Source organism: Aureimonas sp. SA4125 (genome assembly GCF_019973775.1).
Lineage (GTDB): Bacteria > Pseudomonadota > Alphaproteobacteria > Rhizobiales > Rhizobiaceae > Plantimonas.
Window position 1 is genome coordinate 1,717,139 of sequence record NZ_AP025032.1, and the last position, 22,128, is coordinate 1,739,266.

General features: G+C 66.2%; 20 protein-coding genes. 11 read left to right on the plus strand and 9 right to left on the minus strand.

What is annotated here, in order from left to right:
- The first annotated feature begins 47 nt into the window (after window positions 1–47).
- The 3 genes from Sa4125_RS07900 (at window position 48) to Sa4125_RS07910 (ending at window position 2,834) form a co-directional block, all read left to right on the plus strand.
- Entirely contained in the window at window positions 48–935 is an 888-nt protein-coding gene (locus tag Sa4125_RS07900; RefSeq protein WP_224005625.1) for a YicC/YloC family endoribonuclease, read from the plus strand.
- On the plus strand, window positions 932–1,594 hold the full coding sequence (gene gmk, locus Sa4125_RS07905) for a guanylate kinase (RefSeq protein WP_224005628.1): 663 nt from the start codon (window positions 932–934) through the stop codon (window positions 1,592–1,594). Before Sa4125_RS07900 ends, gmk begins: the two co-directional genes overlap by 4 nt.
- A 178-nt stretch (window positions 1,595–1,772) precedes the next feature.
- On the plus strand, window positions 1,773–2,834 hold the full coding sequence (locus Sa4125_RS07910) for an SDR family oxidoreductase (RefSeq protein WP_224005631.1): 1,062 nt from the start codon (window positions 1,773–1,775) through the stop codon (window positions 2,832–2,834).
- 52 nt (window positions 2,835–2,886) lie between these two features.
- Here Sa4125_RS07910 and rsmA read toward each other — a convergent pair whose 3' ends face one another.
- The 6 genes from rsmA to Sa4125_RS07940 all read right to left on the minus strand — a co-directional run bounded on the left by rsmA (window position 2,887) and on the right by Sa4125_RS07940 (window position 10,645).
- The gene (gene rsmA, locus Sa4125_RS07915) at window positions 2,887–3,714 is read right to left on the minus strand and encodes a 16S rRNA (adenine(1518)-N(6)/adenine(1519)-N(6))-dimethyltransferase RsmA (protein ID WP_224005634.1); all 828 of its coding nucleotides are present in this window, start codon (window positions 3,712–3,714) and stop codon (window positions 2,887–2,889) included.
- Complete coding sequence (gene pdxA, locus Sa4125_RS07920; protein ID WP_224005637.1) at window positions 3,711–4,757, minus strand: 4-hydroxythreonine-4-phosphate dehydrogenase PdxA; 1,047 nt, start codon at window positions 4,755–4,757, stop codon at window positions 3,711–3,713. The genes rsmA and pdxA overlap by 4 nt, the downstream gene beginning before the upstream one ends.
- Complete coding sequence (locus Sa4125_RS07925; RefSeq protein WP_224005640.1) at window positions 4,754–5,659, minus strand: SurA N-terminal domain-containing protein; 906 nt, start codon at window positions 5,657–5,659, stop codon at window positions 4,754–4,756. The genes pdxA and Sa4125_RS07925 overlap by 4 nt, the downstream gene beginning before the upstream one ends.
- A 231-nt stretch (window positions 5,660–5,890) precedes the next feature.
- Entirely contained in the window at window positions 5,891–8,377 is a 2,487-nt protein-coding gene (locus Sa4125_RS07930; RefSeq protein ID WP_224005643.1) for an LPS-assembly protein LptD, read from the minus strand.
- 1 nt (window position 8,378) lies between these two features.
- On the minus strand, window positions 8,379–9,458 hold the full coding sequence (lptG, locus tag Sa4125_RS07935; RefSeq protein ID WP_224005646.1) for an LPS export ABC transporter permease LptG: 1,080 nt from the start codon (window positions 9,456–9,458) through the stop codon (window positions 8,379–8,381).
- Window positions 9,455–10,645, minus strand: a complete 1,191-nt coding sequence (locus tag Sa4125_RS07940; RefSeq protein ID WP_224005648.1) for an LptF/LptG family permease — start codon at window positions 10,643–10,645, stop codon at window positions 9,455–9,457. The genes lptG and Sa4125_RS07940 overlap by 4 nt, the downstream gene beginning before the upstream one ends.
- 280 nt (window positions 10,646–10,925) lie before the next feature.
- On the opposite strand from Sa4125_RS07940, the gene Sa4125_RS07945 reads away from it, so the two are divergent.
- Together Sa4125_RS07945 and Sa4125_RS07950 are read left to right on the plus strand one after the other, a co-directional pair.
- Entirely contained in the window at window positions 10,926–12,428 is a 1,503-nt protein-coding gene (locus Sa4125_RS07945; protein WP_224005650.1) for a leucyl aminopeptidase, read from the plus strand.
- A 16-nt stretch (window positions 12,429–12,444) separates the two neighbouring features.
- On the plus strand, window positions 12,445–12,897 hold the full coding sequence (locus Sa4125_RS07950; RefSeq protein WP_224005652.1) for a DNA polymerase III subunit chi: 453 nt from the start codon (window positions 12,445–12,447) through the stop codon (window positions 12,895–12,897).
- Between the two features lie 152 nt (window positions 12,898–13,049).
- Here Sa4125_RS07950 and Sa4125_RS07955 read toward each other — a convergent pair whose 3' ends face one another.
- From Sa4125_RS07955 to hemB, 3 genes are all read right to left on the minus strand, one after another.
- On the minus strand, window positions 13,050–13,871 hold the full coding sequence (locus tag Sa4125_RS07955) for an arginyltransferase (RefSeq protein ID WP_224007648.1): 822 nt from the start codon (window positions 13,869–13,871) through the stop codon (window positions 13,050–13,052).
- Between the two features lie 174 nt (window positions 13,872–14,045).
- Complete coding sequence (locus Sa4125_RS07960; protein WP_224005654.1) at window positions 14,046–14,516, minus strand: RDD family protein; 471 nt, start codon at window positions 14,514–14,516, stop codon at window positions 14,046–14,048.
- A gap of 131 nt (window positions 14,517–14,647) precedes the next feature.
- Window positions 14,648–15,670 carry a porphobilinogen synthase gene (hemB, locus tag Sa4125_RS07965; RefSeq protein WP_224005656.1) on the minus strand — a complete coding sequence of 341 codons (1,023 nt, stop codon included), beginning with the start codon at window positions 15,668–15,670 and terminating at the stop codon, window positions 14,648–14,650.
- Between the two features lie 350 nt (window positions 15,671–16,020).
- On the opposite strand from hemB, the gene Sa4125_RS07970 reads away from it, so the two are divergent.
- The 6 genes from Sa4125_RS07970 (at window position 16,021) to ribD (ending at window position 22,120) form a co-directional block, all read left to right on the plus strand.
- Window positions 16,021–16,395: a DUF6163 family protein gene (locus tag Sa4125_RS07970; RefSeq protein ID WP_224007650.1), complete on the plus strand. Its 375-nt coding sequence runs from the start codon at window positions 16,021–16,023 to the stop codon at window positions 16,393–16,395.
- A gap of 195 nt (window positions 16,396–16,590) precedes the next feature.
- The gene (locus Sa4125_RS07975) at window positions 16,591–17,100 is read left to right on the plus strand and encodes a MarR family transcriptional regulator (protein WP_224005658.1); all 510 of its coding nucleotides are present in this window, start codon (window positions 16,591–16,593) and stop codon (window positions 17,098–17,100) included.
- A gap of 378 nt (window positions 17,101–17,478) precedes the next feature.
- On the plus strand, window positions 17,479–18,801 hold the full coding sequence (locus Sa4125_RS07980; RefSeq protein WP_224005661.1) for a L,D-transpeptidase family protein: 1,323 nt from the start codon (window positions 17,479–17,481) through the stop codon (window positions 18,799–18,801).
- 204 nt (window positions 18,802–19,005) lie between these two features.
- On the plus strand, window positions 19,006–20,319 hold the full coding sequence (gene glyA / locus Sa4125_RS07985; protein ID WP_224005664.1) for a serine hydroxymethyltransferase: 1,314 nt from the start codon (window positions 19,006–19,008) through the stop codon (window positions 20,317–20,319).
- A gap of 6 nt (window positions 20,320–20,325) precedes the next feature.
- The gene (nrdR, locus tag Sa4125_RS07990) at window positions 20,326–20,898 is read left to right on the plus strand and encodes a transcriptional regulator NrdR (protein WP_224005668.1); all 573 of its coding nucleotides are present in this window, start codon (window positions 20,326–20,328) and stop codon (window positions 20,896–20,898) included.
- A 142-nt stretch (window positions 20,899–21,040) separates the two neighbouring features.
- The gene (gene ribD, locus Sa4125_RS07995) at window positions 21,041–22,120 is read left to right on the plus strand and encodes a bifunctional diaminohydroxyphosphoribosylaminopyrimidine deaminase/5-amino-6-(5-phosphoribosylamino)uracil reductase RibD (protein ID WP_224007652.1); all 1,080 of its coding nucleotides are present in this window, start codon (window positions 21,041–21,043) and stop codon (window positions 22,118–22,120) included.
- Window positions 22,121–22,128 lie beyond the last annotated feature (8 nt).

Genomic DNA, 22,128 nt, shown 5'->3' on the forward strand with positions numbered 1-22,128 from the left:
ACGGCCATAGGCGGCAAATCCGCTGCCGGAAGAAGAGGAGTTGCGGCATGCCTGTCGCGAGCATGACGGGCTTTGCCCGCGTCGAAGGCGAGATCGGCGACGCCGCATTTGCGTGGGAGCTGCGCTCGCTCAACGGCAAGGGCCTCGAACTGCGGCTGCGCTTGCCGCAGGGCATGGAGAGCCTGGAAGCCGACATTCGCCGCATGGCCGGCGCGCGTCTGTCGCGCGGCAACGTCCAGATCAACCTGACCCTGCGGCGCACGAGCGAGGCACCCGTCTTCACCGTCAACGAGGCCATGCTGGCGCAGGTGCTGGAGCTGTCGGACCGGCTGATCACGGCTGGCCACGCCGTGGCGCCGACGGCCGACGGTATCCTCGGCGTCAAGGGCATCATCGATGTCGCCGAGACGGTGGTCGACCCCGTCCACCAGAAGGATCGGCGCGAGGCGGTGCTGGAGGGCTTTGCCGCGGCGCTCGATCAGCTGTGCATGTCGCGCGAGAACGAGGGGGCGATCCTGCGCGGTCTTCTCGACGAGCGCCTGGAAGAGATCTCCACGCTGGCCGCCGCCGCTGAACGCGATCCCGCCCGCACGACCGCGGCGATCCGCCAGAAACTGGCCGATCAGGTGGCGCTGCTTCTGGAAGCGGGCGATCGTCTCGACCCGGCGCGCCTGCATCAGGAGGCCGCGATCCTCGCCGCCAAGGCCGACATCCGCGAGGAACTGGACCGGCTGGCCGCCCATGTCACCGCGGCGCGCGAGCTCCTGGGCGCCGGCGGGCCGGTCGGCCGGCGTCTCGATTTTCTTTCGCAGGAATTTAACCGCGAATCGAATACCCTGTGCTCCAAGTCGAACGCGCCCTCGCTGACCGCCATCGGCATCGAGCTGAAGGTCGTGGTCGATCAATTCCGGGAACAGGTTCAGAACGTCGAATGAGCGAAACCGTCCAGCCGTCGTCGTCGGTCGAAATCAAGCGCCGGGGGCTGATGCTCGTCCTGTCCTCGCCGTCTGGCGCCGGCAAGTCGACCATCGCCCATCATCTCCTGGAAAGCGATCCGCGCTTCTCGCTGTCGGTCAGCGTCACCACGCGCCAGCGTCGCGGCAGCGAGATCGAGGGCCGGCACTACCGCTTCATCGGGCTCGACGAGTTCGAGCGGCTGCGCAGTGGCGATGCCCTCCTCGAATGGGCAGAAGTGCACGGCAATTTCTACGGCACGCCGCGCGCGGCGGCGGAAAAGGCGATGCAGGAGGGGCGCGACATGCTCTTCGACATCGACTGGCAGGGAGCGCGCCAGCTGCAGGAACAGGCGCGGGGCGATATCGTCTCGATCTTCATCCTGCCGCCGTCCATGGCCGAGCTGAAGCGGCGGCTCCTGCGCCGCAACGAGGACTCGATCGACACCATCGCCATGCGGCTGAAGAATTCCCGCATCGAGATCGAGCGTTGGCGCGACTACGATTACGTTGTCGTCAACACGGACCTCAATCAGGCTTTCGGGGAAGTGCGCGCGATCATCGACGCCGAGCGCCTGCGCCGCGACCGGCGTCCCGGCCTGTTCGACTTCGCGGCTGGCCTGTTGAGCGAAGAGGTCTGAAGCCTTTCGACCGCGGGTCTCGGCGCGAAGCGCTGCCATCCGCCGTGGGAGCGCTGCAAGGCTTCATGTCCGGGAAGGCGGGCCGCCGTTCTCGGCATGACGTGACCGAATACCAGCTATGTCCGTGACTTCGGGACCGCGCGCACCATGTGGCGGGGTCTCACGAAGGATGGACATCATGATCAGAACCGCGCTCGTCGTTGGTGCCAGCGGTATCGCTGGAAGCGCCACGGCCAGACTTCTCGTGGAAGAGGGTGCCGAGGTCCTCGGCCTTGCCCGCAATCCGCAGGCGCAGGAGGGCGTGACGCCCATCGCCGCCGACCTCCTCGATCCCGCCGCGCTTGCCAAGGCCGTTGCCGGCATCCGTCCCGATGCCGTCTTCATCACGACCTGGGCGCGGCAGGCGAACGAGGCCGAGAACATCCGCGTCAACGCCGCGATGGTCCGCAACCTGCTGGGCGCGCTCCGCCCCGCCGGCAGCGTCCGCCACGTCGCTCTCGTCACCGGCCTCAAGCACTATCTCGGACCCTTCGAGGCCTATGGAAAGGGCACGCTGCCCCAGACGCCCTTCCGCGAGGAGCAGGGCCGTCTCGACGTCGCGAACTTCTACTACGCGCAGGAGGACGAGGTCTTTGCCGCGGCCGAGCAGGACGGCTTCAGCTGGAGCGTCCATCGGCCCCACACGATCATCGGCCAGGCGGTCGGCAACGCCATGAACATGGGCACGACGCTCGCCGCCTACGCGGTCCTCTGCCGCGAGACCGGGCGTCCGTTCCGCTTCCCCGGCTCTGCCGTGCAGTGGAACGGGCTGACCGACATGACCGATGCGCGGATGCTCGCGCGCCAGCTCCTGTGGGCTGCGACGACACCGGGCGCTGCGAACCAGGCGTTCAACATCGTCAACGGCGACGTCTTCCGCTGGTCGTGGATGTGGGGGCGGATCGCCGAATGGTTCGGCCTGACGCCCGCACCGTTCGATGGCGAGGGACTGCCGCTGGAGGTCCAGATGGCGGACGACGCGGCCACGTGGCGGGCGATCGCCGAGCGCGAGGGCCTCGTCGAAGCCGATCTCGGCCGCATCGCGTCCGCCTGGCATACCGACGCCGATCTCGGGCGCCCGATCGAGGTGGTGACGGACATGTCGAAGAGCCGCCGGCTCGGCTTTACCGCCTACCAGGCAACGGACGACGCCTTTTTCGACCTGTTCGCCAGGCTGCGCCAGGATCGCCTGATCCCTTGATGTCTGCATCCGGCTCGGCGTGAGCGGCACAGCCGCGACACCCGAGCCGGAACTACAGCAGCGCGGCGATGCGGCAGAATTCCTCGACGCTTAACGTTTCGGCGCGGCGCTGGGGTTCGATCCCGGCGCGCAAGAGAAGCGCCTCGCCGCCGAGCGGCTTCAGGCTTTGGCGCAGCATCTTGCGGCGCTGGCCGAAGCCGGCGGCGGTGACCGCCTCCAGCGCCTCGAGCGGCACGTCGACCGGTTCATGGATCGGTTGCAGCTGCACCACCGACGACGTCACCTTGGGCGGCGGCGTGAAAGCCTCGGGGCCGACGTCGAAGAGGATCGACGCCCGCGTCCGCCAGCCGCAGAGGACCGCGAGCCGTCCGTAATGCGCGCTTCCCGGCTTGGCGACGATCCGCTCGGCCACCTCGCGCTGGAACATCAGCGTCAGCTCGTTCCACACCGGCGGCCAGGACGGCACGGCGACCCAGTCGAGCAGCAGCTGCGTGCCGATATTGTAGGGGAGGTTGGCGACGATCTTCAGCGGCCGCCCGTCCGCAAGGGCGGCGACGTCGGTTTTCAGCGCGTCGCCCTCGACGACCGTCAGCCGGCCCGGATAATGCGCGGCGATCGCGGCGAGCGCACCGAGGCAGCGGCTGTCCTTCTCGACCACCGTCAGATGTTCGGCGCCGTTGGCGAGAAGCGCCCGCGTCAGGCCGCCGGGGCCCGGGCCGATCTCGACGACGCTGCAGCCTTCCAGCGGCAGGGCCTGCCGCGCGATGCGGCCGGTGAGGTTGAGGTCGAGAAGAAAGTTCTGGCCGAGCGCCTTGCGGGGATCGAGACCGTGTTCGGTCATCACCACGCGCAGCGGCGGCAGTCCGTCGGCGGCGCTCAAGCCGCCGCCACAGTGTGGCCGGTGTCGGCATGCCCGGCCATTCGCGCAGCGAGATCGAGCGCCGCGATGAAGCTGTCCGGCCGGGCGGCCCCTGTTCCGGCGATGCCGGCGGCGGTGCCGTGGTCGGGCGACGTCCGAATGATCGGCAGGCCGAGCGTGCAGTTCACGGTCTCGTCGAAGGCGAGCGTCTTGGCCGGGATCAGCGCCTGGTCGTGATACATGCAGAGCGCCACGTCGTAGAGCGCCCGCGCCTGGCGGTGAAACATCGTGTCGGCGGGGAGGGGGCCGACGGCGTCGATGCCCTCACTCCGCAACTGATCGACCGCCGGCCGCACGATCGCCTCGTCCTCGCCTCCGATGGCGCCACGCTCGCCGGCATGCGGATTGAGGCCGGCGATGGCAAGGCGCGGCTCGGCGACGCCCATCCGCGTTCGCATCTCGCGCGCGACAATGCGCCCGGTCGCGACGATGAGCTCGGTCGTCAGCACCGACGGTACCGACGCGAGCGGAATGTGGATCGTCACGGGGACACAGGAAAGCTCAGGCCCCGTCAACAGCATCACGGGCATGAAATCGCGCTTCAGCTGACGGGCGCAGAGATCGGCGAGGTATTCCGTATGGCCGGGATGCCGGAAGCCCGCGTCGTAGAGGGCCTTCTTGTCGATGGGATTGGTCACCACGGCACCGATGGAGCCGGCGAGGGCCATCTGCGTTGCGCGGTCGATCGCCTCGATCGTGCCGAGGGCGTTGCGGACGTCCAACGTTCCCGGCTGCTCCAGATGCCGATTCTCCAACGGCATCACCGGCAGCCCCGTGGCAAAACAGGACAGGGCCTCGTCGGACGAGGCGATCTCGTGCAGCGTCAGGTCGAGCCCAAGGCGCGCCATCCGCTGCCGAAGCATCGCTGGATCCGCAAGCAGCACAAAGGCCGGGATCGGCTGGCGAAAACGGCGGCCCCAGGCGGCGAGCGCGATGTCGGCGCCGACGCCTGACGGTTCGCCGATGGTCACGGCCAGCGGCCGTGCCTGACGCGGCGTGTTCATCGCTTGATGATCGTCGCCTTGTCGCGGAGCTCTTTCAGGAGCTTGGCGTCCGGCTCGGACTTGCCGATCTTCTCCAGATCCTGACTCTGGAAGACCATGGCAGCGGTCTTGTCGTCCGAGATGGTGCGCGAGCCGCAGACGACGATGTATTCGACGCCGCGTTCGGTCTCCTGGGGCGGCGTCGTACCGCTGTTGCCAGCCTTGACGATTCCGTCCTTCCAACGTTCCGGAAGAGCCAGCAGCGGTACGCGGCCGAGCTCCCGAACGGTGACGTCGCGCAAGCCCTTGGCGAATTCGTAGTTCTCCTGGCAGGACCGGAAGCGCGAGCGCATCGCGGCGGCCTCGCGCATGCGATCGGCCTTCATCGCGCCGCGCTTGGCTTCGGGGATGACGAAGATCACCTGCTGGAGCGTGTACTCCGTGGTCGAGGGTTTGGTGCCGCCCTGCGCCAGCATCCGCTGCACCGCATCCTGCTCGGTCACGCGGCCGTCGCCGCCGCGCACGCTCGACTGAACCGCCTGGCCCCAGCCCATCTGGACACGGATATATTCCTTGAACGCCTTCTCCGAGAAACCGACCTGTCCGAAGATCTGGCTCAGCTGGGCCCCGGTCAGCTTGTTGTCTGCGGCAAATTTCTGGAACGACTGCTCGACGGCCTGGTCGGGAATCGTGATGTTGCGCCGACGCGTTTCCTGCTTCTTCAGCGCCTCGTCGATGAGTTCCTCGGTAGCGGCCTTGGTGAGGTCACCCTTGACGCGGCGCAGTTTCAGAAAGGCGGCACGCTGCCGGATGGCGAAGGTTGTAACCGGTTCCTTGTTGACGATGACCTTGATCTCGGAGGCTGCCAGGGCCGGCCCGGTCGCGAGGACGCCCATTGCCCCGACTGTGAGAGTCAGAGCCAAGAAGGCTCGCCGAAGTAGGCCAGATGTGGTCGCCAATGAAGATCTCCCCGAAATGCGTTTGTCCGTCTTGCCCCGCCTGGCGGCCGTGACGCAAGGGGCATCACGCGCCAACAAGGGTTGCTCCGGGCCGGAGGACGCCAACTGGCTTTTGTCGGCGGTCAGCACGGCCCAACCTGCCTTGGCGATGCGCTAGCCGATGCCTTTGGCGAAAACATGGTTGGCGACAGGCAACTATTCCTCGGAAAGGTTATATTCGAATTCGGTGTCGGCGATCGTCCGCAGCCCGATCTTGAAGAGGACCGTGTTCTGGGCATCGGTCTGGCGGTAGGCGTCTTCCGTGCTGGTGTAGGTCGCCATGGCGCTGAAGCACTCGTCGAGATAGCCGATGCCGAAGGACCGGCTGATCAGCGTCGAATTCTCGAGATCGTAGCCGAGGGAGGCCGAGGCGGTCCACTCGGCGTTCAGCTTGACGGTGGCCGAGGTCGTGACCTGCCGGCGATCGAGCGGGAAGCCGTAGATCTCCTGTGCGCCGATGAAGGAATAGGCGACGCCGAAACTGCCGCGGCTGTTGCCGTAGGCGGCGGAAACATCGGTACGCCGGTTTTCGAAGGTTTCCTCGTCGAAGCGACCCTGGGCACCCAGAGACAGGCCGATGGGCGTTCCCAGCGTGAGGGAAGTGACATAGTCGGACCGGTCGGTCTCGAGGCCGGAATCATAGCCCACCAACGCCAGATCTTCCTGATCGTAGGGATTTTCGCCGGCGAGGTGGTAGGACTGCCCGACCATGGCGTCGAGCGTGTAGCCGGTCTCGAAGGTGCCGGCATAGCGCAGGCCGACATTGGCGCGGGTGCCGCCCTCGATCCGGTCGTAGCCCGAGAACTTGTCCTCGGAAAAGAGATTGGCGGTCGAAAAGACGAGGCTCTGCGCGTCCTCGTTCGGCAACCGCCCGCTTTTCATCTCGTCGGGACGCACGATCAGCTGGGCGATCGGTTCGATCACGTGCGAGGAATTGGCGGCCTCTATGACGACGGGGTAGCGGGCGAGGAGACCGGCCGTGGCCATGCCGCGGAATCCGGAATCGTCAACGTCGATGCCGCCGAGGCTGATGTAGGGGTTCGCTCCCGACGTCCCGGTCGGCGGGAGAAGAGGGTTGGCCGGCGAGAAGGCGAAACCGTCCAGCGACATGTCGGCGCGATAAACGTCGCCGCGCACGCCGAGCGACGGCGTGAGAAGCAGACCCTCGTCTGTGGTCAGCGTGCGGCGCCAGGTGGCATCGGCCGTCCCGCGCGTATAGTCGCCTTCAAGGACGCTGCGGTCGAAGAAATCGTAGCGATAGGGAAAGTAGGACTGACGGCCGGCATTTGCCGCTGCCGTCGCGCTGCAAGCGCCGTTCACGATGAAATCGGGTTCGCACAAAAGCTGAACGGCGGAATTCGCCTCGCTTCGGCTGAGGCTGGCCACATTGACGTTGACCTCGACTTCGCCGCCGCCGATGGAAGACGGATCGATCCGCTGGTAATCGAAGATCGGCAGCGCGTCGGCCTGGTTTTCTGACGTGAACTCGTCGTCTGTCTGGACGTCGAAGCGCTGTGCCCGAAGATCGAAGAAGCTCTGGTCGCCGAGGCCGGTCAGGTAGACCTCGGAGGTATGATAGATCGCAGAGAAGTTCTCGATGCTGTAGTCGGTCGAGAAGGTCCGGTCGCTCTGCGCGAGAAGGTCCCAGCCGAAGGTCCAGCGATCGCTCAGGCTGAATCGGCCCGTGCTGGCGACCATGCCGCGCTCGACATTGTCGAAGCCCGGAGTGTTGACATTAAAGGAATCCGGATCGTTCTGCGAGATGCCGGCGGCCTGGAGGGTGAAGTAACCGTTGCTGGTCGCTTGGCGATACTCGACTTCGCCGAGAAAACCCTGCCGGCTGTAGTAGGTGCCCGCGACCGTGACGTCGTAGCTGTCGGAGAGGGCGAAGAAGTAGGGTACGCGCAGACCGTAGCCGAGCGTGTCGGACGATTTGAACTCGGGCGGCAGGAAGCCGCTCTTGCGCTTCACGGTCGGGTCGGCCTGCTGGAAATACGGGAAATAGGCGATCGGCTTGCCGAAGATCTCGAACCTCGCGCCGTAGTAGTAGACCTCTTTCTTCTTCTGATCCCAGACGATCTTGCGGGCCTTCACCTGCCACAGCGGCGCGCGTTCGGGATGTTCCTTGCACGCTTCGCAGGCCGTGTAGACACCCTGCTCGAAGGTCGTGAGGCTGCCTTCCTCGCGCACAGCGCCGGTCGCGGCGAAGCGGGTGTTGTCGGGCGTCTCGAGGCGCATGGCCTTGATGAAGCCGTCGGAGAAGTCGTCGGTGATGTCGGCGCCGTCGGCATAGACCTTGTTGCCGTCCGGCTGCTGCAGTTCGACGTCGCCGATCGCCAGCAGGCGCTTGGTCTTCTGGTTGTAAACGACTTTGCGGGCAACGAGCTTGTAGCCGCCATAGTCGATCTGCACGCCGCCGTCGGCGGTGACGACCGCGGCGTCGCGGTCATAGGTGACGGTGTCGGCTTCCAGGAAGAGCTGGGCATCGCTCGGCACGTCGACGCCAGCGCCGATGGCGCCGAGCGGCGCCTGCGCGCTCGCCGTGAGACCGCCGCAATACAGCGCGCATACCGCGACGCCCGCAAAGAGGGCGCTGCGCTGAGCTCTGCTGTTCGTCCGGCGCGAGTTTCCCCTCGCTGTCATACTAGCCATCCTCTTGGTGCAGCAGGATCGTCACCCCGAACAATCCAGCCGCCACGACGGGGAACCATGCGGCGACCACCGGTGGAACCACGGCATTGCTTCCCAGCGCCTGAGCCAGGAACGTTACGACGTAAAGCACGAAGCCCGCGGTGATGCCACCGACTATCGTTCGTGTCGACTGCCCGGTGCGGGCAAACTGCATGGCGACCGTCGCGGCCAGGAGTGTCATGGCAACGAACAAGGCCGGCTTGGCGATAAGCGTGTTGTAATGCATCGAGAAGGCATCGGAATTGTAGCCGAGACTCCGCGCCACCTCGATCTTGGATCGAAGGTCCCAGATCGGGATCGCCTGTGGATCGGCCAGCTTCTGCTCGACATATTCCGGACGCAGCGTCGTCGGCAGCCGGTAGGTCTCGAGCTTGCGCGGCTCGTATCCGACGCGGCTGAGAATCGGCGAGGACAGTCGCCAGCCCTTGTCCTCCAACACCGCGTTCGGCGCATCGATCCGCTCCCTCACGGCACCGTCGGGACCGAGAATGAACGCGGTGACGCCGCCGAGGCTCATGCCGCCGTTCGCCACCGACTTGGCGCCGATAATGGAGTCGACGCCCTCGCCGCTCTGCCGCAGCCACGGCGCTGCGTCATTGGTGGCCTCGGTGCTGCCGCCGGAGAGCGTTGTCTCGATGATGGCGGACTGCGCCTGGGCGAGGGCGGCCAGCGGATTGTAGAAAAGCGTCGCTCCGATGCCGAGGAGAATCGAGCCGAGGACGAAGGGCGCCAGGATCTGCCATGCCGAGACCCCGGATGCGCGGGCCACTACCAGTTCCAGCCGCTTGTTCAGCGACAAAAGCGTGAAGATCGAGGAGAACAGGACGATGAAGGGAAAGGCCTGCTCGACGAAGGAGGGGACCCGCAGCGCCGAGACGAGAGCGATCGTCGAGAAATCGACATTGGCGAACCGGCCGCGGCGCGACACCTCGATCATGTCGATGAGATAGATGAGGGCGAAGACCACCAAGATCGACGAGAAGAAGCTGACGAGATAGCGGCGGAAGAAATACTGGTTGAGCGTCGCTCTCATGACTGCCCCGCCTTTCCGGCGACGGCGCCTGGCCAGCGATTGGCGCCGATGCGCCCAAGGCGCGCGATTCCGTCGCTGATCTTCTGCACGAAGCCCAGATCGGAGACGTTCACGTTTGCGTAGATCAGGATCACACTGAAGCCGATCGACAGGAGCGGTATCAGGAAGACCACGAACTGCAGCCGCGGATCGCGATCGACAAGCGACAGCGACACGAAGCCGAGCGCCTTCAGCGTCAGCGCGCCGGCGAGGCCGAGCCCCATGGCGGGTCCGGCACCCTGGCGATTGGTCCTTGGATGGCCCGCGACAACAAGGGCCCAGAGCGCAAAGCAGATCGGGTACATCCAGTCGGTCAGACGCTGCGACAATTCCTTGCTGAAAGCCTGAGGTCGGCTTTGAAAGTCGGGATCGTTGATGTCGGGAAACAGCAGCTCGCTCGTCGGCCGCTCCGAGGTCCTTGTCCAGTCCTCGCTGCCTGCCGGCTTCAGGCTGGCGAGATCGAAGGCATAGGTCTGGAACTGGATGATCGACGTCGACCCGTCGACCGTAGTCTTCCGGTGCAACTGGCCGTCGAGGAGGAGAAGATAGGATGCGCCGTCGCGTTGCAGGATCTGCGCCTGCTTGGCGAAATAGGTCAGATCCATGGTCGGGTCGCGCGTATCGGACAGGAACAGCCCGTCGACAACCGAACCGTTGACGTCGCTGATGCTGATGACGAGGCTGTCCTGGATCTCGACGAAACGCCCCGGCTGCAGAAAAAGCGTGATGGCGTCCGCGTTGATGGTGCGAAGACCGTTGTAGAAACCCCGCTGGGCCGCCGGGCCGACCACATGGGAAAGGACGAGAAGGAGCATCGCCGCGACGATGCCGAGCGCGAGGATCGGCTTGATCACGACCGCGCCCGAAGCGCCGCTGGCCGCGATTACCGCCCGCTCGCTGTCGGCATTGAGGGCGTTGAGCGCCTGGATGGCGCCGATGATGACCGCAAACGGGACGACACCGGCTGCAAGGTCCGGAATCAGCATCATCGCGATCCAGAAGATGTTGCCAGCCGCCGAAGCGCTGGTGCGCACGATGTCGATCCGCTGCAACGCCTGGACGACCCACACGATCAAGACGAGCGACGCCAGCGATGCGAGGCTGAACCCGAGAGCCCTCCTGAATATGTAGCGCTCGAGAAGGCTCATGGCGTCATCGCTTCAGGGATCTTCTCGGTTGTGAGGGGTGAAACGGTCTGGCTCCCCGGCAATTCGGTCGATGCTTTATCCGGCAGTCTGCAGCAGCTTGGCCAAAAAAAGGGCCAATGAACGAAGTTAACGAATTCTTACCGCTGCCTGCATCCCTTGCAAAGGCGGTGCATGTTTCCATGATAGGGCCTGTGGCGAATGCATCACGTTTGGCGCATCGTCTCTTCCGCAGCGCACACCGCGCCGCCAGCTTCCAAGAACGCTTCCGATCGGAGTTTCCATGTCGATTCGACCATCCGTCCACTTTGCCCCCATGGAATTGCCCGGAAAAGGCGTGCTCGTGCTGTTTGCCGGCGAAGCAGCCGGCCTTGCGTCTTCCGTGTTGCCGCAAATCGGCGAAACGGTGGCGCGGGCGGCCGCGTCGCAGAAATTCACCGGCAAGCGGCTCGCGACCCTCGACATCCTCGCGCCGGCTGGCGTCGACGTCGAGCGCATCCTCGTCGTGGGCTTGAAGGGCGAGACCCCCTTGGGGGAGGAGGACTGGCTGAAGCTCGGCGGTGTCGTCGCCTCCAAGACGAAGAAGGCCGAGACCGTGACCATCTGGTGCGATGCTGCCGACGGCAGCCTTTCGGCCGACGCGGCCGCGGGGATCGCCTCCGGCATCGTGCTGCGGGCCTATGACTTCGACCGCTACAAGACGAAGAAGCCGAAGAAGGACGGCGAGGAGGAAAGCGCCGATGTCGCCTGCGCCGTGACGCTGGCGGTCGCCGACGTCCCCGCAGCCGGTACGGCCTACGAGCTTGCCAGCGCGGTCGTCGAGGGCGTGATCCTCGCCCGCGATCTCGTCAACGAGCCGGCGAATGTGCTCGGCCCGATCGAATATGTCGACCAGATCAACGAACTGTCGGCGCAGGGCATCGACGTCGAGATCCTCGGCGAGGCCGAGATGACGGAACTGAAGATGTTCGCGCTCCTCGGCGTCGCGCTGGGATCGCCCCGCGGCGCGCGGCTCGCCATCATGCGCTGGTCGGGCGGCCCGGAGGGCGAGGCGCCGATCGCCTTCGTCGGCAAGGGCGTCGTCTTCGACACGGGCGGCATCTCGATCAAGCCGGCGGGCGGCATGGAAGACATGAAGGGCGACATGGGTGGCTCGGCCGCCGTCGTCGGCCTGATGCGCGCGCTCGCCGGACGCAAGGCGAAGGTCAACGTCGTCGGCATCGTCGGCCTCGTCGAGAACGCCGTCGACGGAAAGGCGCAGCGCCCCGGCGACATCGTCACTGCCATGTCCGGTACGACTATCGAAGTCATCAACACCGATGCCGAAGGCCGGCTCGTCCTCGCCGACGCGCTCTGGTACTGCCAGGACCGTTTCCAGCCGAAGTTCATGATCGACCTGGCGACGCTGACGGGCGCCGTCATCGTCGCTCTCGGCAACCATCAGGCGGGCCTCTTCTCCAACAATGACGAGCTCTCCGAGCGCCTGCACGAAGCGGGCAAGGCGACCGGCGAAAAGGTCTGGCGGCTGCCGCTCGGGCCGGAATACGACAAGCTGATCGAGGGCAAGTTCGCCGACATCAAGAATGTCGGCAGCGGTCGCGCCGCCGGCTCGATCACCGCGGCGCAGTTCCTGCAGCGCTTCGTCAACGACGTGCCCTGGGCCCATCTCGACATCGCCGGCACCGCGATGGGCTCGCCGTCGAACGAGTACAACCAGTCTTGGGCCTCGGGTTTCGGCGTGCGCCTTCTGAACCGCCTGGTCGAGACGCACTACGAGCAGAAGTAGGCGGAAGGCGCGCGGGGTGGCCGAAGTCCTCTTCTATCATCTCACCGAGAGCCGGCTCGAGGAGGCGCTGCCCGACCTCCTCGAAAAGAGCCTCGCGCGCGGCTGGCGCGTCGTCATTCAGGCGGTGACGCCTGAACGCCGCGACGCGCTCGACCACAATCTCTGGACGTTCCGCGAGGAATCCTTCCTGCCGCACGGCTCGGACGCCGAGTCGAGCGGCGCCCTCCAGCCGATCCTTCTGACCGTCGACCCCGCCCAGAACGCCAATGACCCGCAGTGCCGCTTCATGGTCGAGGGCGCGGTGCCGGCCTCGCTCGAGTCCTATGTGCGGGGTGTCTATCTTTTCGACGGCCACGACGCCGAACAGCTCGCCGGCGCCCGTGCGCGGTGGACGATCGAGAAGGCGGCCGGCCATCAGGTCACCTACTGGCAGCAGGGCGAGGACAAGCGCTGGGTCAAGAAGGCGTAGGAGGCAGCGCGTACGCCAGGGTCTGAAGGCGCCGCTTGGGCCGCCGACCCGCTTGCATCAGGTCAGCCTTGATCGGCAGCCTGCATCGGGAAAGGCCGGAATCGGGACAGCCTGCATCTGTGGGGCAGGCCCTATTTTCGCCCGTTGCTGACTTACGATCCGGCGGCGAGGGCACCGGCGACGACAGCCGGCTCTTCCCGTCCATCGGCCATGGGCTCCGCCGTGTCGCGGGGCCGAAACCGCTCCCAGCCCTTCGACTGCAGGTGCTCCTGCGGCTGGTAGCGGATCTTGTAGTCCATCTTGCGCGAGCCCCTCACCCAATAACCGAGGTAGAGATAGGGCAGGCCGAGTCTCTTCGTGCGCTCGATGTGGTCGAGGATCATGAAGGTACCGAGGCTGCGGTCGTGCTCGTCGGGTTCGAAGAAGGAGTAGACCATCGACATGCCGTCGCCCATCACGTCGCTGAGCGCGGTGCCGATGAGGGCGCCGTCGGAGGCGCGGGTGAAGCCGGAGTCGGGACCGCGCATCCGGTACTGGATGAGGCGCGTGTCGACCTGACTGTCCTCGACCATCATGGCGTAGTCGAGCACCGACATTTCCGACATGCCACCCTTGGCGTGGCGATCATCGAGATAGCGGCGGAAGAGGGAGTACTGTTCGCTCGACGGGAAGGCTGCATCCATCCGGCCGACGATGTCGCGGTTGCGCGCCATCACCCGCTTCATCGACTTCGTCGGCTCGAACTCGTCGACGACGATCCGCACCGAGGTGCAGGCCCGGCAGCGCTCGCAGGCCGGGCGATAGGCGATGTTCTGGCTGCGCCGGAAGCCGCCCTGGGTCAGAAGGTCGAGAAGCTCCGGCGCCTTCTCGCCGACGAGATGCGTGAACACCTTTCGCTCGAGCTGTCCGGGGAGGTAGGGGCAGGGCGTCGGCGAGGTCAGGAAGAACTGCGGTGTCTGCGGATGCGCCGTCATCAGCACGCCAGTCTCCTCCCCCTGCAACCGATGGCTGATCGGCTGATCGTCATACTAACCACAGGCCCGATCCAATTGAAATACGGATGCGCGGGTCCGGGCGCATCGGCCGCGGTCCGCCGCGAGGTCGACCTTCGCCAGCCCGGTCAGGCACCGCGCCGGCGCAGGATCGCGTCACCGGTTCCGGATGACCACCGTTCCCAGCAGCAGATCCTGCAGGAGCTGCTTGCGCGGCGTGAAGAGGCCGACGAGCAGGACGAACGGCGTGAGGACCGCATTGGATGCCCAGAACACAACGCCGTGCACGATCGCCAGCATCGGATCCACCCGGGCGCCGTCAAGACGCACGAGCTTGAGGCCCGCCATGCGCATGCCGAGGGTCGCCTGCGCCGCACTGCCCATCGTGGTGCCGATGTAGACGACGGCAATGGCCGGCAGGAGAATGGCGTAGAGCATCCAGCCGAGGCCCAGCGTCACGATGCCGAACAGGAAGACGATCACCGCCGTCGGCACGGAGAGAAGGAGGACGATCGCATAGTCGGCGACGAAGGCGGCCATGCGGCGTCGGCGCACGCCCTCGTAGAGGTGGTCTGCACTGAAGGCGTCGCCCCGCGGCTCGAACTGCGCACCAATGTGCTCGCTCATCCCTGTCCCCATCTCCTGGTCCGTGCTGGCCCGCGCGATTTTTGCGGCGAGCGCGGGGAAGCGACGCTTCCCCATCTCCCCTTACAGATGGGATCGCCGCGCCGCCGCCGCAATATTCGGCTGGAAGCGTCTCAGTCCCCGCGCAGCTTTCTGGCGACGCGCGGCGAGAAATAGCTGAGGACGCCGGCAGCGCCCGCCCGCTTGAAGCCGACGATGCTCTCCATCATCGCCCGTTCCCCGTCGATCCAGCCATGGCCGGCGGCCGCCATGATCATCGAGTACTCGCCCGAGGTCTGGTAGGCGAAGGTCGGCATGCCGAATTCCCGCGCCAGCCGCGAGACGATGTCGAGATAGGGCATGCCCGGCTTGACCATGATCATGTCGGCACCCTCCGCGATGTCGAGCTCGGCCTCGCGGATTGCCTCGTCGCCGTTGTGGTAGTCCATCTGATAGGTGCGCTTGTCGCCTTTCAGCATGCCGCCGGACCCGACCGCTTCCCGGAACGGCCCGTAGAAGGCGGAGGCATATTTCGCCGCATAGGACATGATCAGCGTGTCGCGGAGACCCTCGCCGTCGAGCGCCGAGCGGATGCAGGCGACGCGCCCGTCCATCATGTCGGAGGGGCCGATGATGTCGCAGCCCGCCTGAGCCTGCACCAGCGCCTGCCGGCACAGCATTTCCACCGATTCGTCGTTGTCGATGCACTCGCCGCGCATAATGCCGTCATGGCCGTGGATGGTGTAGGGATCGAGGGCCACGTCGCAGAGGATACCGACCTCCGGTACCGCGGCCTTCATCGCGCGGGTCGCGGTGCAGACGAGGTTGGCCTCGTTCAGGGCCTCGGTGCCGCGCTCGTCGCGCACGCTCTTGTCGGTGTAGGGAAACAGCGCGATCACCGGAATGCCGAGGTCCCGCGCCTCCTTGGCGGCGTCGACGCAGCGGGCGACCGAGAGGCGGAACACGCCCGGCATCGACTCGACCTTCTGATCCTCGCCGTCGCCGTCGCGCACGAAGATCGGCCAGATCAGATCGTCGACCGAGACCGTCGTCTCGCGCACCAGCCGGCGCGTCCAGTCGTTCTGCCGCAGGCGCCGCAGCCGAAGTCCGCCCGTCGCGTCGTCGATCTTCTGGGAGATGTCACTGCGCTTGGCCATGGCGGGAAGTCCTCGTTTGGGCGCTGTCGGCGGGGCAGACTGCCCAAGGAAACGTCGCTTTCCCAGTCTTCTAGGCGATATAACGGGCATGCTTCAACCGTTGCGCGGGACAAGACCCGTCGCGGAGACGATCGGCGAAGCGCGTTGACGGCCCGGCCCGGCACCCTTAGCGTCGGCCCTCCCGCCCCGGCATGCCGCTCGCTGCGACACGATGGATCCCGTCCAGGCCCGATCGGCCATCGACGCCAGAAGTTTTGCCAGGAAAGGCTTGCCATGCCGACCGCCGTTCGACCCGCCGCATGACGCTGGAACCGTCGGCCCTGGATCATCTGGAGCGGCGCAACCGCCAGATGCTGGTCTGGCTGCTCCGGCTGTCGGCCATGGTTCTTTTTGCCATCGGCATTTTCTACTGGGTAAGGCTGGTCGGTATCTACGACGGCCCGCTCTGGCGTTTCGACCTGATGCCGATCTGGTGGAGGGTGGCCGCGACGGTCCTGGCCGTGCTGGCGCCCGTCGCCGGCGTCGGCCTGTGGATGGTGGTGTCCTGGGGCGCGGTGATCTGGATCATCGTGGCGCTGGTCGAGGCGGTGATGCATCTCGGCTTTCCCGGACTGTTCGGCAGTCCGACGCCCTGGATGTTCTTCCACCTCGTCGGCCTGTCGGCGCTCGCCGTGCTCCGGCTCGTCGCCGCCTGGGTCCGCTGGCGCCGCCTGCGCCGCCCTTGATGCCCGGCAATCCCCGATATTGAAACAAAAAGGTAAGGAATCGCAGGGATTTCATTAAGCAAGTCTCGGGATGATCCGAGGTAAGACTGCATTAAGCCTGGGTTTTAAGTCGAATTTTAGATGCGCCCCGTAGTGTTGGTCTCAAGATGAAGCCGAGTAAGAGCACTCATCAAAGAACACAGCGGAGAAATACAGATGAAGACGCAGATTAGGCATGATGCCTTGACGCCCGCCGCCCCGAAGCTCGAACTGAAGTCGCTCTACCTCGAAACCCTGCAGCTGGTCGAGCGGCTGCACCGCCGCCTGCTCGACGTCGTCAAGGACGAGTTCGACCGCGCCGGCCGCACCGACATCAACGCCGTGCAGGCGCTGCTGCTCTTCAACATCGGCGACTCCGTTCTCACCGCCGGCGAACTGCGCACCCGGGGCTTCTATCTCGGCTCGAACGTCTCCTACAATCTGAAGAAACTGGTCGATCTCGGCTTCATCGACCACCAGCGCTCGCGGGTCGACCGCCGCGCCGTCCGCGTCCAGCTGACGAAGGCCGGCGCCGAAGTCGCGACGATGGTTGCCGAGCTCTACGATCGCCACATCGGCTCGATCGACAAGGTCGGCGGTCTCGACGAGCAGGAATTCCAGAAGATGAACAAGTCGCTGCAGCTGCTCGACCGGTTCTGGAACGACCAGATCCTCTACCGCCTCTAGTCCCCTCCGCTCTGGCCTTCAACGCCTCGACGATGACCGGCTTCTGCCGCTCTCGTCGGGGCGCCGGTGTTTCCGGTGGGCGCAGAGGATCGATGCCGGCAACCACTGGTGACGGGCGCATCGCGGTGAGGTGAGGGCGCCCCGCATGCGCCGGGGAGGAAACCTGCCATACGCGGGCCGCGCCGTTCACGAAGAGGTGGCGGCCAAACGCCGGTGGCTTCACGCTTTGGCCATATTGCCATGACCTTTCACGGGTTAAGGCGCGCTATGGGTGTAGAGTCTCCGCCAGTCTGCCGCGTTGTCTTTCCGTTTACCCTGTTGGCGCGATAATCCGCGCCGACACGCGACCGACCGGGCCGCAGCATTGACGAGGTTGATATGACGAAACCCACCAAGGGCACCGATTCCCGAGCCATGTCGCGGCGCAAGTTCTTTGCCGGCGCTGCCGCCGCGGGTGCCGCCATGATTCCGGGCGTCGGCCATGCGCAGTCGGCCTTGGAGGGGCTGCTGTCCGCGCCGCGCCGCGGCAACTGGAACGACCAGTTCGACACGCGCGGTTCGAGCACGGTCAAGGTCGCGTCGAACGAGCCGGTATTTTCGCCCAACACCGTCGCCTCGATGCAGCAGGCACTCGAGACCTATCGGCAGATCGTCGGCGCCGGCGGCTGGCCGATGGTGCCCGACCAGGCCAAGCTGCAGCTCGGTGTCGACCACCCCGCGGTTTCCACCCTGCGCCAGCGCCTGATGGTCTCCGGCGACTTGTCGCAATCGGCGGGCATGTCGACGGCCTTCGACAGCTATGTCGACACCGCCGCCAAGCGCTTCCAGACGCGGCACGGGCTTCCCGGCGACGGCGTGATCTCGACCTACAGCTTCAAGGCGCTGAACGTGCCCGCCGATATCCGGCTCGGCCAGCTGCAGACCAATATCGTCCGCCTTCAGGCCATGTCCGGCCCCCTCGGCGACCGCTTCGTCATGGTCAACATTCCGGCCGCAACCATCGAGGCCGTGGAGAACGGCCGCGTCGTCCAGCGTCATACCGCCGTCGTCGGCAAGATCGACCGCCAGACGCCGATCCTGAATTCCAAGATCACCAACCTCAACCTCAATCCTTACTGGCATGCGCCGGTGTCGATCGTCCGCAAGGACATCATCCCGCTGATGCAGAAGGATCCGCAGTATCTGGCCAAGAACGACATCCACATCTTCGCGCCCGATGGCAGCGAGATCCCGCCGGAGCAGATCAACTGGAACACGGAAGAGGCGACCAGGTATCTCTTCCGCCAGAACCCCGGCAAGAACAACGCGATGTCGTCGGTCAAGATCAACTTTCCGAACGAACACGCCGTGTACATGCACGACACGCCGCAGCAGAGCCTCTTCTCCAAGCTGCTGCGTTTTGAATCGTCGGGCTGCGTTCGCGTGCAGAACGTCCGCGATCTCGTCGTCTGGCTGGCGCGCGACGTGCCGGGCTGGGACCGCCAGCGCATCGAACAGGTCATCGGGACGCGCGAGCGCCAGGACATCGACCTCTCCAACCCGGTGCCTGTCTACTTCACCTATATCTCCGCCTGGGCGACGGACCCGTCGGTCGTGCAGTTCCGCGACGACATCTATCACCGCGACGGTTCCGAGCTCCTCGCGATGAACGAGCAGACCGCCCCCGCTGGCATGGCCGTGGCGGAAGAGATTCCCTACTGACACAGCTTTGCTGACGAACTGAACACTTGCTGACATCCTGAACATCAGGCAGCTTTCGGCCGGGGACGGAAACGTCCCCGGCCGTTCCGTTTGCGGCCCCGCCCTGTCGCGCCGGGACGAGTGGCGAGAGGCCGGGACATGTGCTATCGGCCCATTGCATCCGGCGGGCCGTTGCGCTCCCGCCCCGACATCGGAGTGACCGGAATGTCCGCAGCCATCGAATCCACGACCGTCCTCGACGGCTTCTTCACCACCGGTATCGCGACGAGCGACCCGGCGCTGTTCAAGGCCATGCGCGGCGAACTGAACCGCCAGCGCCACGAGGTCGAGCTGATCGCCTCGGAGAACATCGTCTCGCGCGCCGTCTTGGAAGCGCAGGGGTCGGTTCTCACCAACAAATATGCCGAGGGCTATCCCGGCCGCCGGTATTATGGCGGCTGCGAATATGTCGACATCGCCGAGGAACTGGCGATCGAGCGCGCCAAGGAAATGTTCGGCTGCGCCTACGCCAACGTCCAGCCGAACTCCGGCAGCCAGGCCAATCAGGCTGTGCTGCTCGCCTTGTCGAAGCCCGGCGAGACGCTGCTCGGCATGAGCCTCGACGCCGGCGGCCATCTGACGCACGGCGCCAAGCCGAACATGTCCGGCCGCTGGTTCAACGCGGTCCAGTATGGCCTCGATCTCGCGACCGGCCTCATCGACTACGATGAAGTCGAACGCCTGGCGCACGAGTCGAAGCCCGCGATCATCGTCGCCGGCGGCTCGGCCTATTCCCGCCAGATCGATTTCGCCCGCTTCCGCGCCATTGCCGACGCTGTCGGCGCGATCCTCTGGGTGGACATGGCGCATTTTGCCGGCCTCGTCGCCGGCGGCCAGCATCCAAGCCCGTTCCCGCACGCCCATGTCGCGACGTCGACCACGCACAAGACCCTGCGCGGCCCGCGTGGCGGCCTCGTGCTGACCAATGACGAAGCCATCGCCAAGAAGATCAATTCGGCGATCTTTCCCGGCCTGCAGGGCGGCCCGCTGATGCACGTCATCGCCGGCAAGGCGGTCGCCTTCGGCGAGGCGCTGAAGCCGGGCTTCCGCACCTACATCAAGGCCGTGACCGACAACGCGAAGGTTCTGGCCGAAACACTGGTCGACGGCGGCCTCGGCATCGTCTCCGGCGGCACCGACACGCATCTGATGCTGGTCGACCTCCGGCCGAAGAACCTCACCGGCAAGGCGTCCGAGATCGCGCTCGGCCGCGCCGGCATCACCTGCAACAAGAACGCGGTGCCGAACGATCCGGAAAAGCCGGCGGTGACCTCCGGCATCCGCCTCGGCACCCCCGCCGCCACCACCCGTGGCTTCGGCACCGAGGAGTTCCGCGAGGTCGGCCGGCTGATCGTCGAGGTTCTCGACGGGCTGAAGGCGGCCAATTCGGACGAGGGCAATGCGGCCGTCGAAGCCAAGGTCAAGGAAAAGATCCTGGCGATGACAGCCCGCTTCCCGATCTACGACGGTCTCGGCTAAGCCAGCGTGCGCTGCCCCTATTGCGGATCGCTCGACAGCCAGGTGAAGGATTCGCGCCCGGCCGAGGATGGCGGCGCGATCCGCCGTCGCCGGGTCTGTCCCGATTGCGGCGGGCGATTCACCACCTTCGAGCGCGTGCAGCTGCGCGAGCTGGTCGTGGTCAAGAAATCGGGCCGGCGCGTCGTCTTCGCCCGTGACAAACTGGCCCGCTCGGTGCAGGTCGCCCTGCGCAAGCGCGCCGTCGACCCGGACCGGATCGAGCGGATGATCTCGGGTATCGTGCGCCAGCTGGAGTCCACGGGTGAGTCCGACATCCAGTCCGACCATATCGGGCTTCTGGTGATGGAGGCGCTGCGCGGTCTCGACGACGTCGCCTATGTCCGCTTCGCCTCGGTCTACCGCGATTTTCGCGAGGCCAAGGACTTTGCCGCCGTGATCGGAGAACTCGCCGGCTCGGTCGCGGCGCCCGATGGCGAGGTCTCCCTGCCGCCGCTGCCCGGCGGCCACAAGCCCGAACCGGCGCGGCCCGATGCCGAGAAGCCTGATGCCGCAAAGCCTGAAACCGATGATGCCGCCTGAAGCGACGGATGGTCCGGCGGCACAAGCCGCGAAGGCTGCCGCCGCCCTTTCTCCTGCGGCTGCCTCTCCGGCGCAGGCCGACGGCGCCACCCGGCGTTTCGCTGGTCCCCTTCGCCCGGTCGACGATCTCGACCGCCGCTTCATGGCTGCCACGATCCGGCTGTCGGAGCGCCATGTCGGCCTCACCGGCACGAACCCCTCCGTCGGCACGCTGATCGTTCGCGACGACGGAAACGGTCCCGTCATCGTCGGACGCGGCATCACCGCGCCGGGCGGGCGGCCCCATGCGGAGACGATCGCGCTCGCCGAGGCCGGTGACCTCGCGATCGGCGCCACGGCCTATGTCACGCTCGAGCCCTGCGCCCATCACGGTCGCACCCCGCCTTGCGCCGATGCGCTGGTGCGCGCGGGTGTCGCCCGCGTCGTGGCGGCGGCCGGCGATCCCGATCCGCGCGTCAGCGGTCGCGGCCATGCCATCCTGCGCGATGCCGGAATCGACGTCGTCCCGCACCTCCTGGCCGAGGAGGCGCGCCAGCCGATGTCCGGCTACCTCGCCCGCCTGACGAAAAAGCGGCCCGAAGTGACCCTGAAACTCGCGCTCTCGCGCGACGGCATGATCGGGCGCCGCGGCGGCGGCCAGGTCGCGATCACCGGCGCCATCGCCAACGCGCAGACGCATCTTCTGCGCGCGCGCCATGGCGCCATCCTCGTCGGCGCCGGTACCGTTCTGGCGGATGATCCTGCGCTGACCTGCCGCTTGCCGGGCCTCGAAGATCGCTCGCCGCTGCGCATCGTCCTCGACGCCGGCCTGCGCACGAAGCTGACGGTGCAGCTGGTGCGCACGGCGCGCGAGACACCGACCGCTTTTGCCGTGCTCGGCCAGCCGCCGGCCGCCGCCGCCTTTCGCGCCGCCGGCTGCGACCTCGTTGCCTGCGAGGCCGAGCCCGGGACGGAACGGATAGCGCTGGACGAATTGCTCGACGATCTGGCGGCGCGCGGCCATTCGAACCTCCTCGTCGAGGGCGGGGCCGAGACGGCGCGGTCTTTTCTCGAGCACGGCCTCGTCGACAGGGTCGTCCTCGTCACCGGCGACATGGTGATCGGCCCGGACGGTATTGCGTCGCCGCTGACGCCGTCCGATATGCCGGCAGAGTTCCGGGCCGGCCGCCAGCTGCAGCTCGGACCCGACCTCTGGCGCGAATACGAGCGCCGAACTTTCTAGGAAGCGCC

Excerpts from the sequence above, each read along its gene's own strand:
- pdxA (WP_224005637.1), bottom strand. The coding sequence starts at position 4,757 with ATGAACACGCCGCGTCAGGCACGGCCGCTGGCCGTGACCATCGGCGAA.
- lptG (WP_224005646.1), bottom strand. The coding sequence starts at position 9,458 with ATGAGAGCGACGCTCAACCAGTATTTCTTCCGCCGCTATCTCGTCAGC.
- Sa4125_RS07960 (WP_224005654.1), bottom strand. The coding sequence starts at position 14,516 with ATGAGCGAGCACATTGGTGCGCAGTTCGAGCCGCGGGGCGACGCCTTC.
- Sa4125_RS07930 (WP_224005643.1), bottom strand. The coding sequence starts at position 8,377 with ATGACAGCGAGGGGAAACTCGCGCCGGACGAACAGCAGAGCTCAGCGC.
- Sa4125_RS07970 (WP_224007650.1), top strand. The coding sequence starts at position 16,021 with ATGCTGGTCTGGCTGCTCCGGCTGTCGGCCATGGTTCTTTTTGCCATC.
- ribD (WP_224007652.1), top strand. The coding sequence starts at position 21,041 with ATGGCTGCCACGATCCGGCTGTCGGAGCGCCATGTCGGCCTCACCGGC.
- glyA (WP_224005664.1), top strand. The coding sequence starts at position 19,006 with ATGTCCGCAGCCATCGAATCCACGACCGTCCTCGACGGCTTCTTCACC.
- Sa4125_RS07945 (WP_224005650.1), top strand. The coding sequence starts at position 10,926 with ATGTCGATTCGACCATCCGTCCACTTTGCCCCCATGGAATTGCCCGGA.
- Sa4125_RS07940 (WP_224005648.1), bottom strand. The coding sequence starts at position 10,645 with ATGAGCCTTCTCGAGCGCTACATATTCAGGAGGGCTCTCGGGTTCAGC.
- Sa4125_RS07955 (WP_224007648.1), bottom strand. The coding sequence starts at position 13,871 with ATGACGGCGCATCCGCAGACACCGCAGTTCTTCCTGACCTCGCCGACG.
- Sa4125_RS07910 (WP_224005631.1), top strand. The coding sequence starts at position 1,773 with ATGATCAGAACCGCGCTCGTCGTTGGTGCCAGCGGTATCGCTGGAAGC.
- hemB (WP_224005656.1), bottom strand. The coding sequence starts at position 15,670 with ATGGCCAAGCGCAGTGACATCTCCCAGAAGATCGACGACGCGACGGGC.
- Sa4125_RS07980 (WP_224005661.1), top strand. The coding sequence starts at position 17,479 with ATGACGAAACCCACCAAGGGCACCGATTCCCGAGCCATGTCGCGGCGC.
- gmk (WP_224005628.1), top strand. The coding sequence starts at position 932 with ATGAGCGAAACCGTCCAGCCGTCGTCGTCGGTCGAAATCAAGCGCCGG.
- Sa4125_RS07975 (WP_224005658.1), top strand. The coding sequence starts at position 16,591 with ATGAAGACGCAGATTAGGCATGATGCCTTGACGCCCGCCGCCCCGAAG.
- Sa4125_RS07900 (WP_224005625.1), top strand. The coding sequence starts at position 48 with ATGCCTGTCGCGAGCATGACGGGCTTTGCCCGCGTCGAAGGCGAGATC.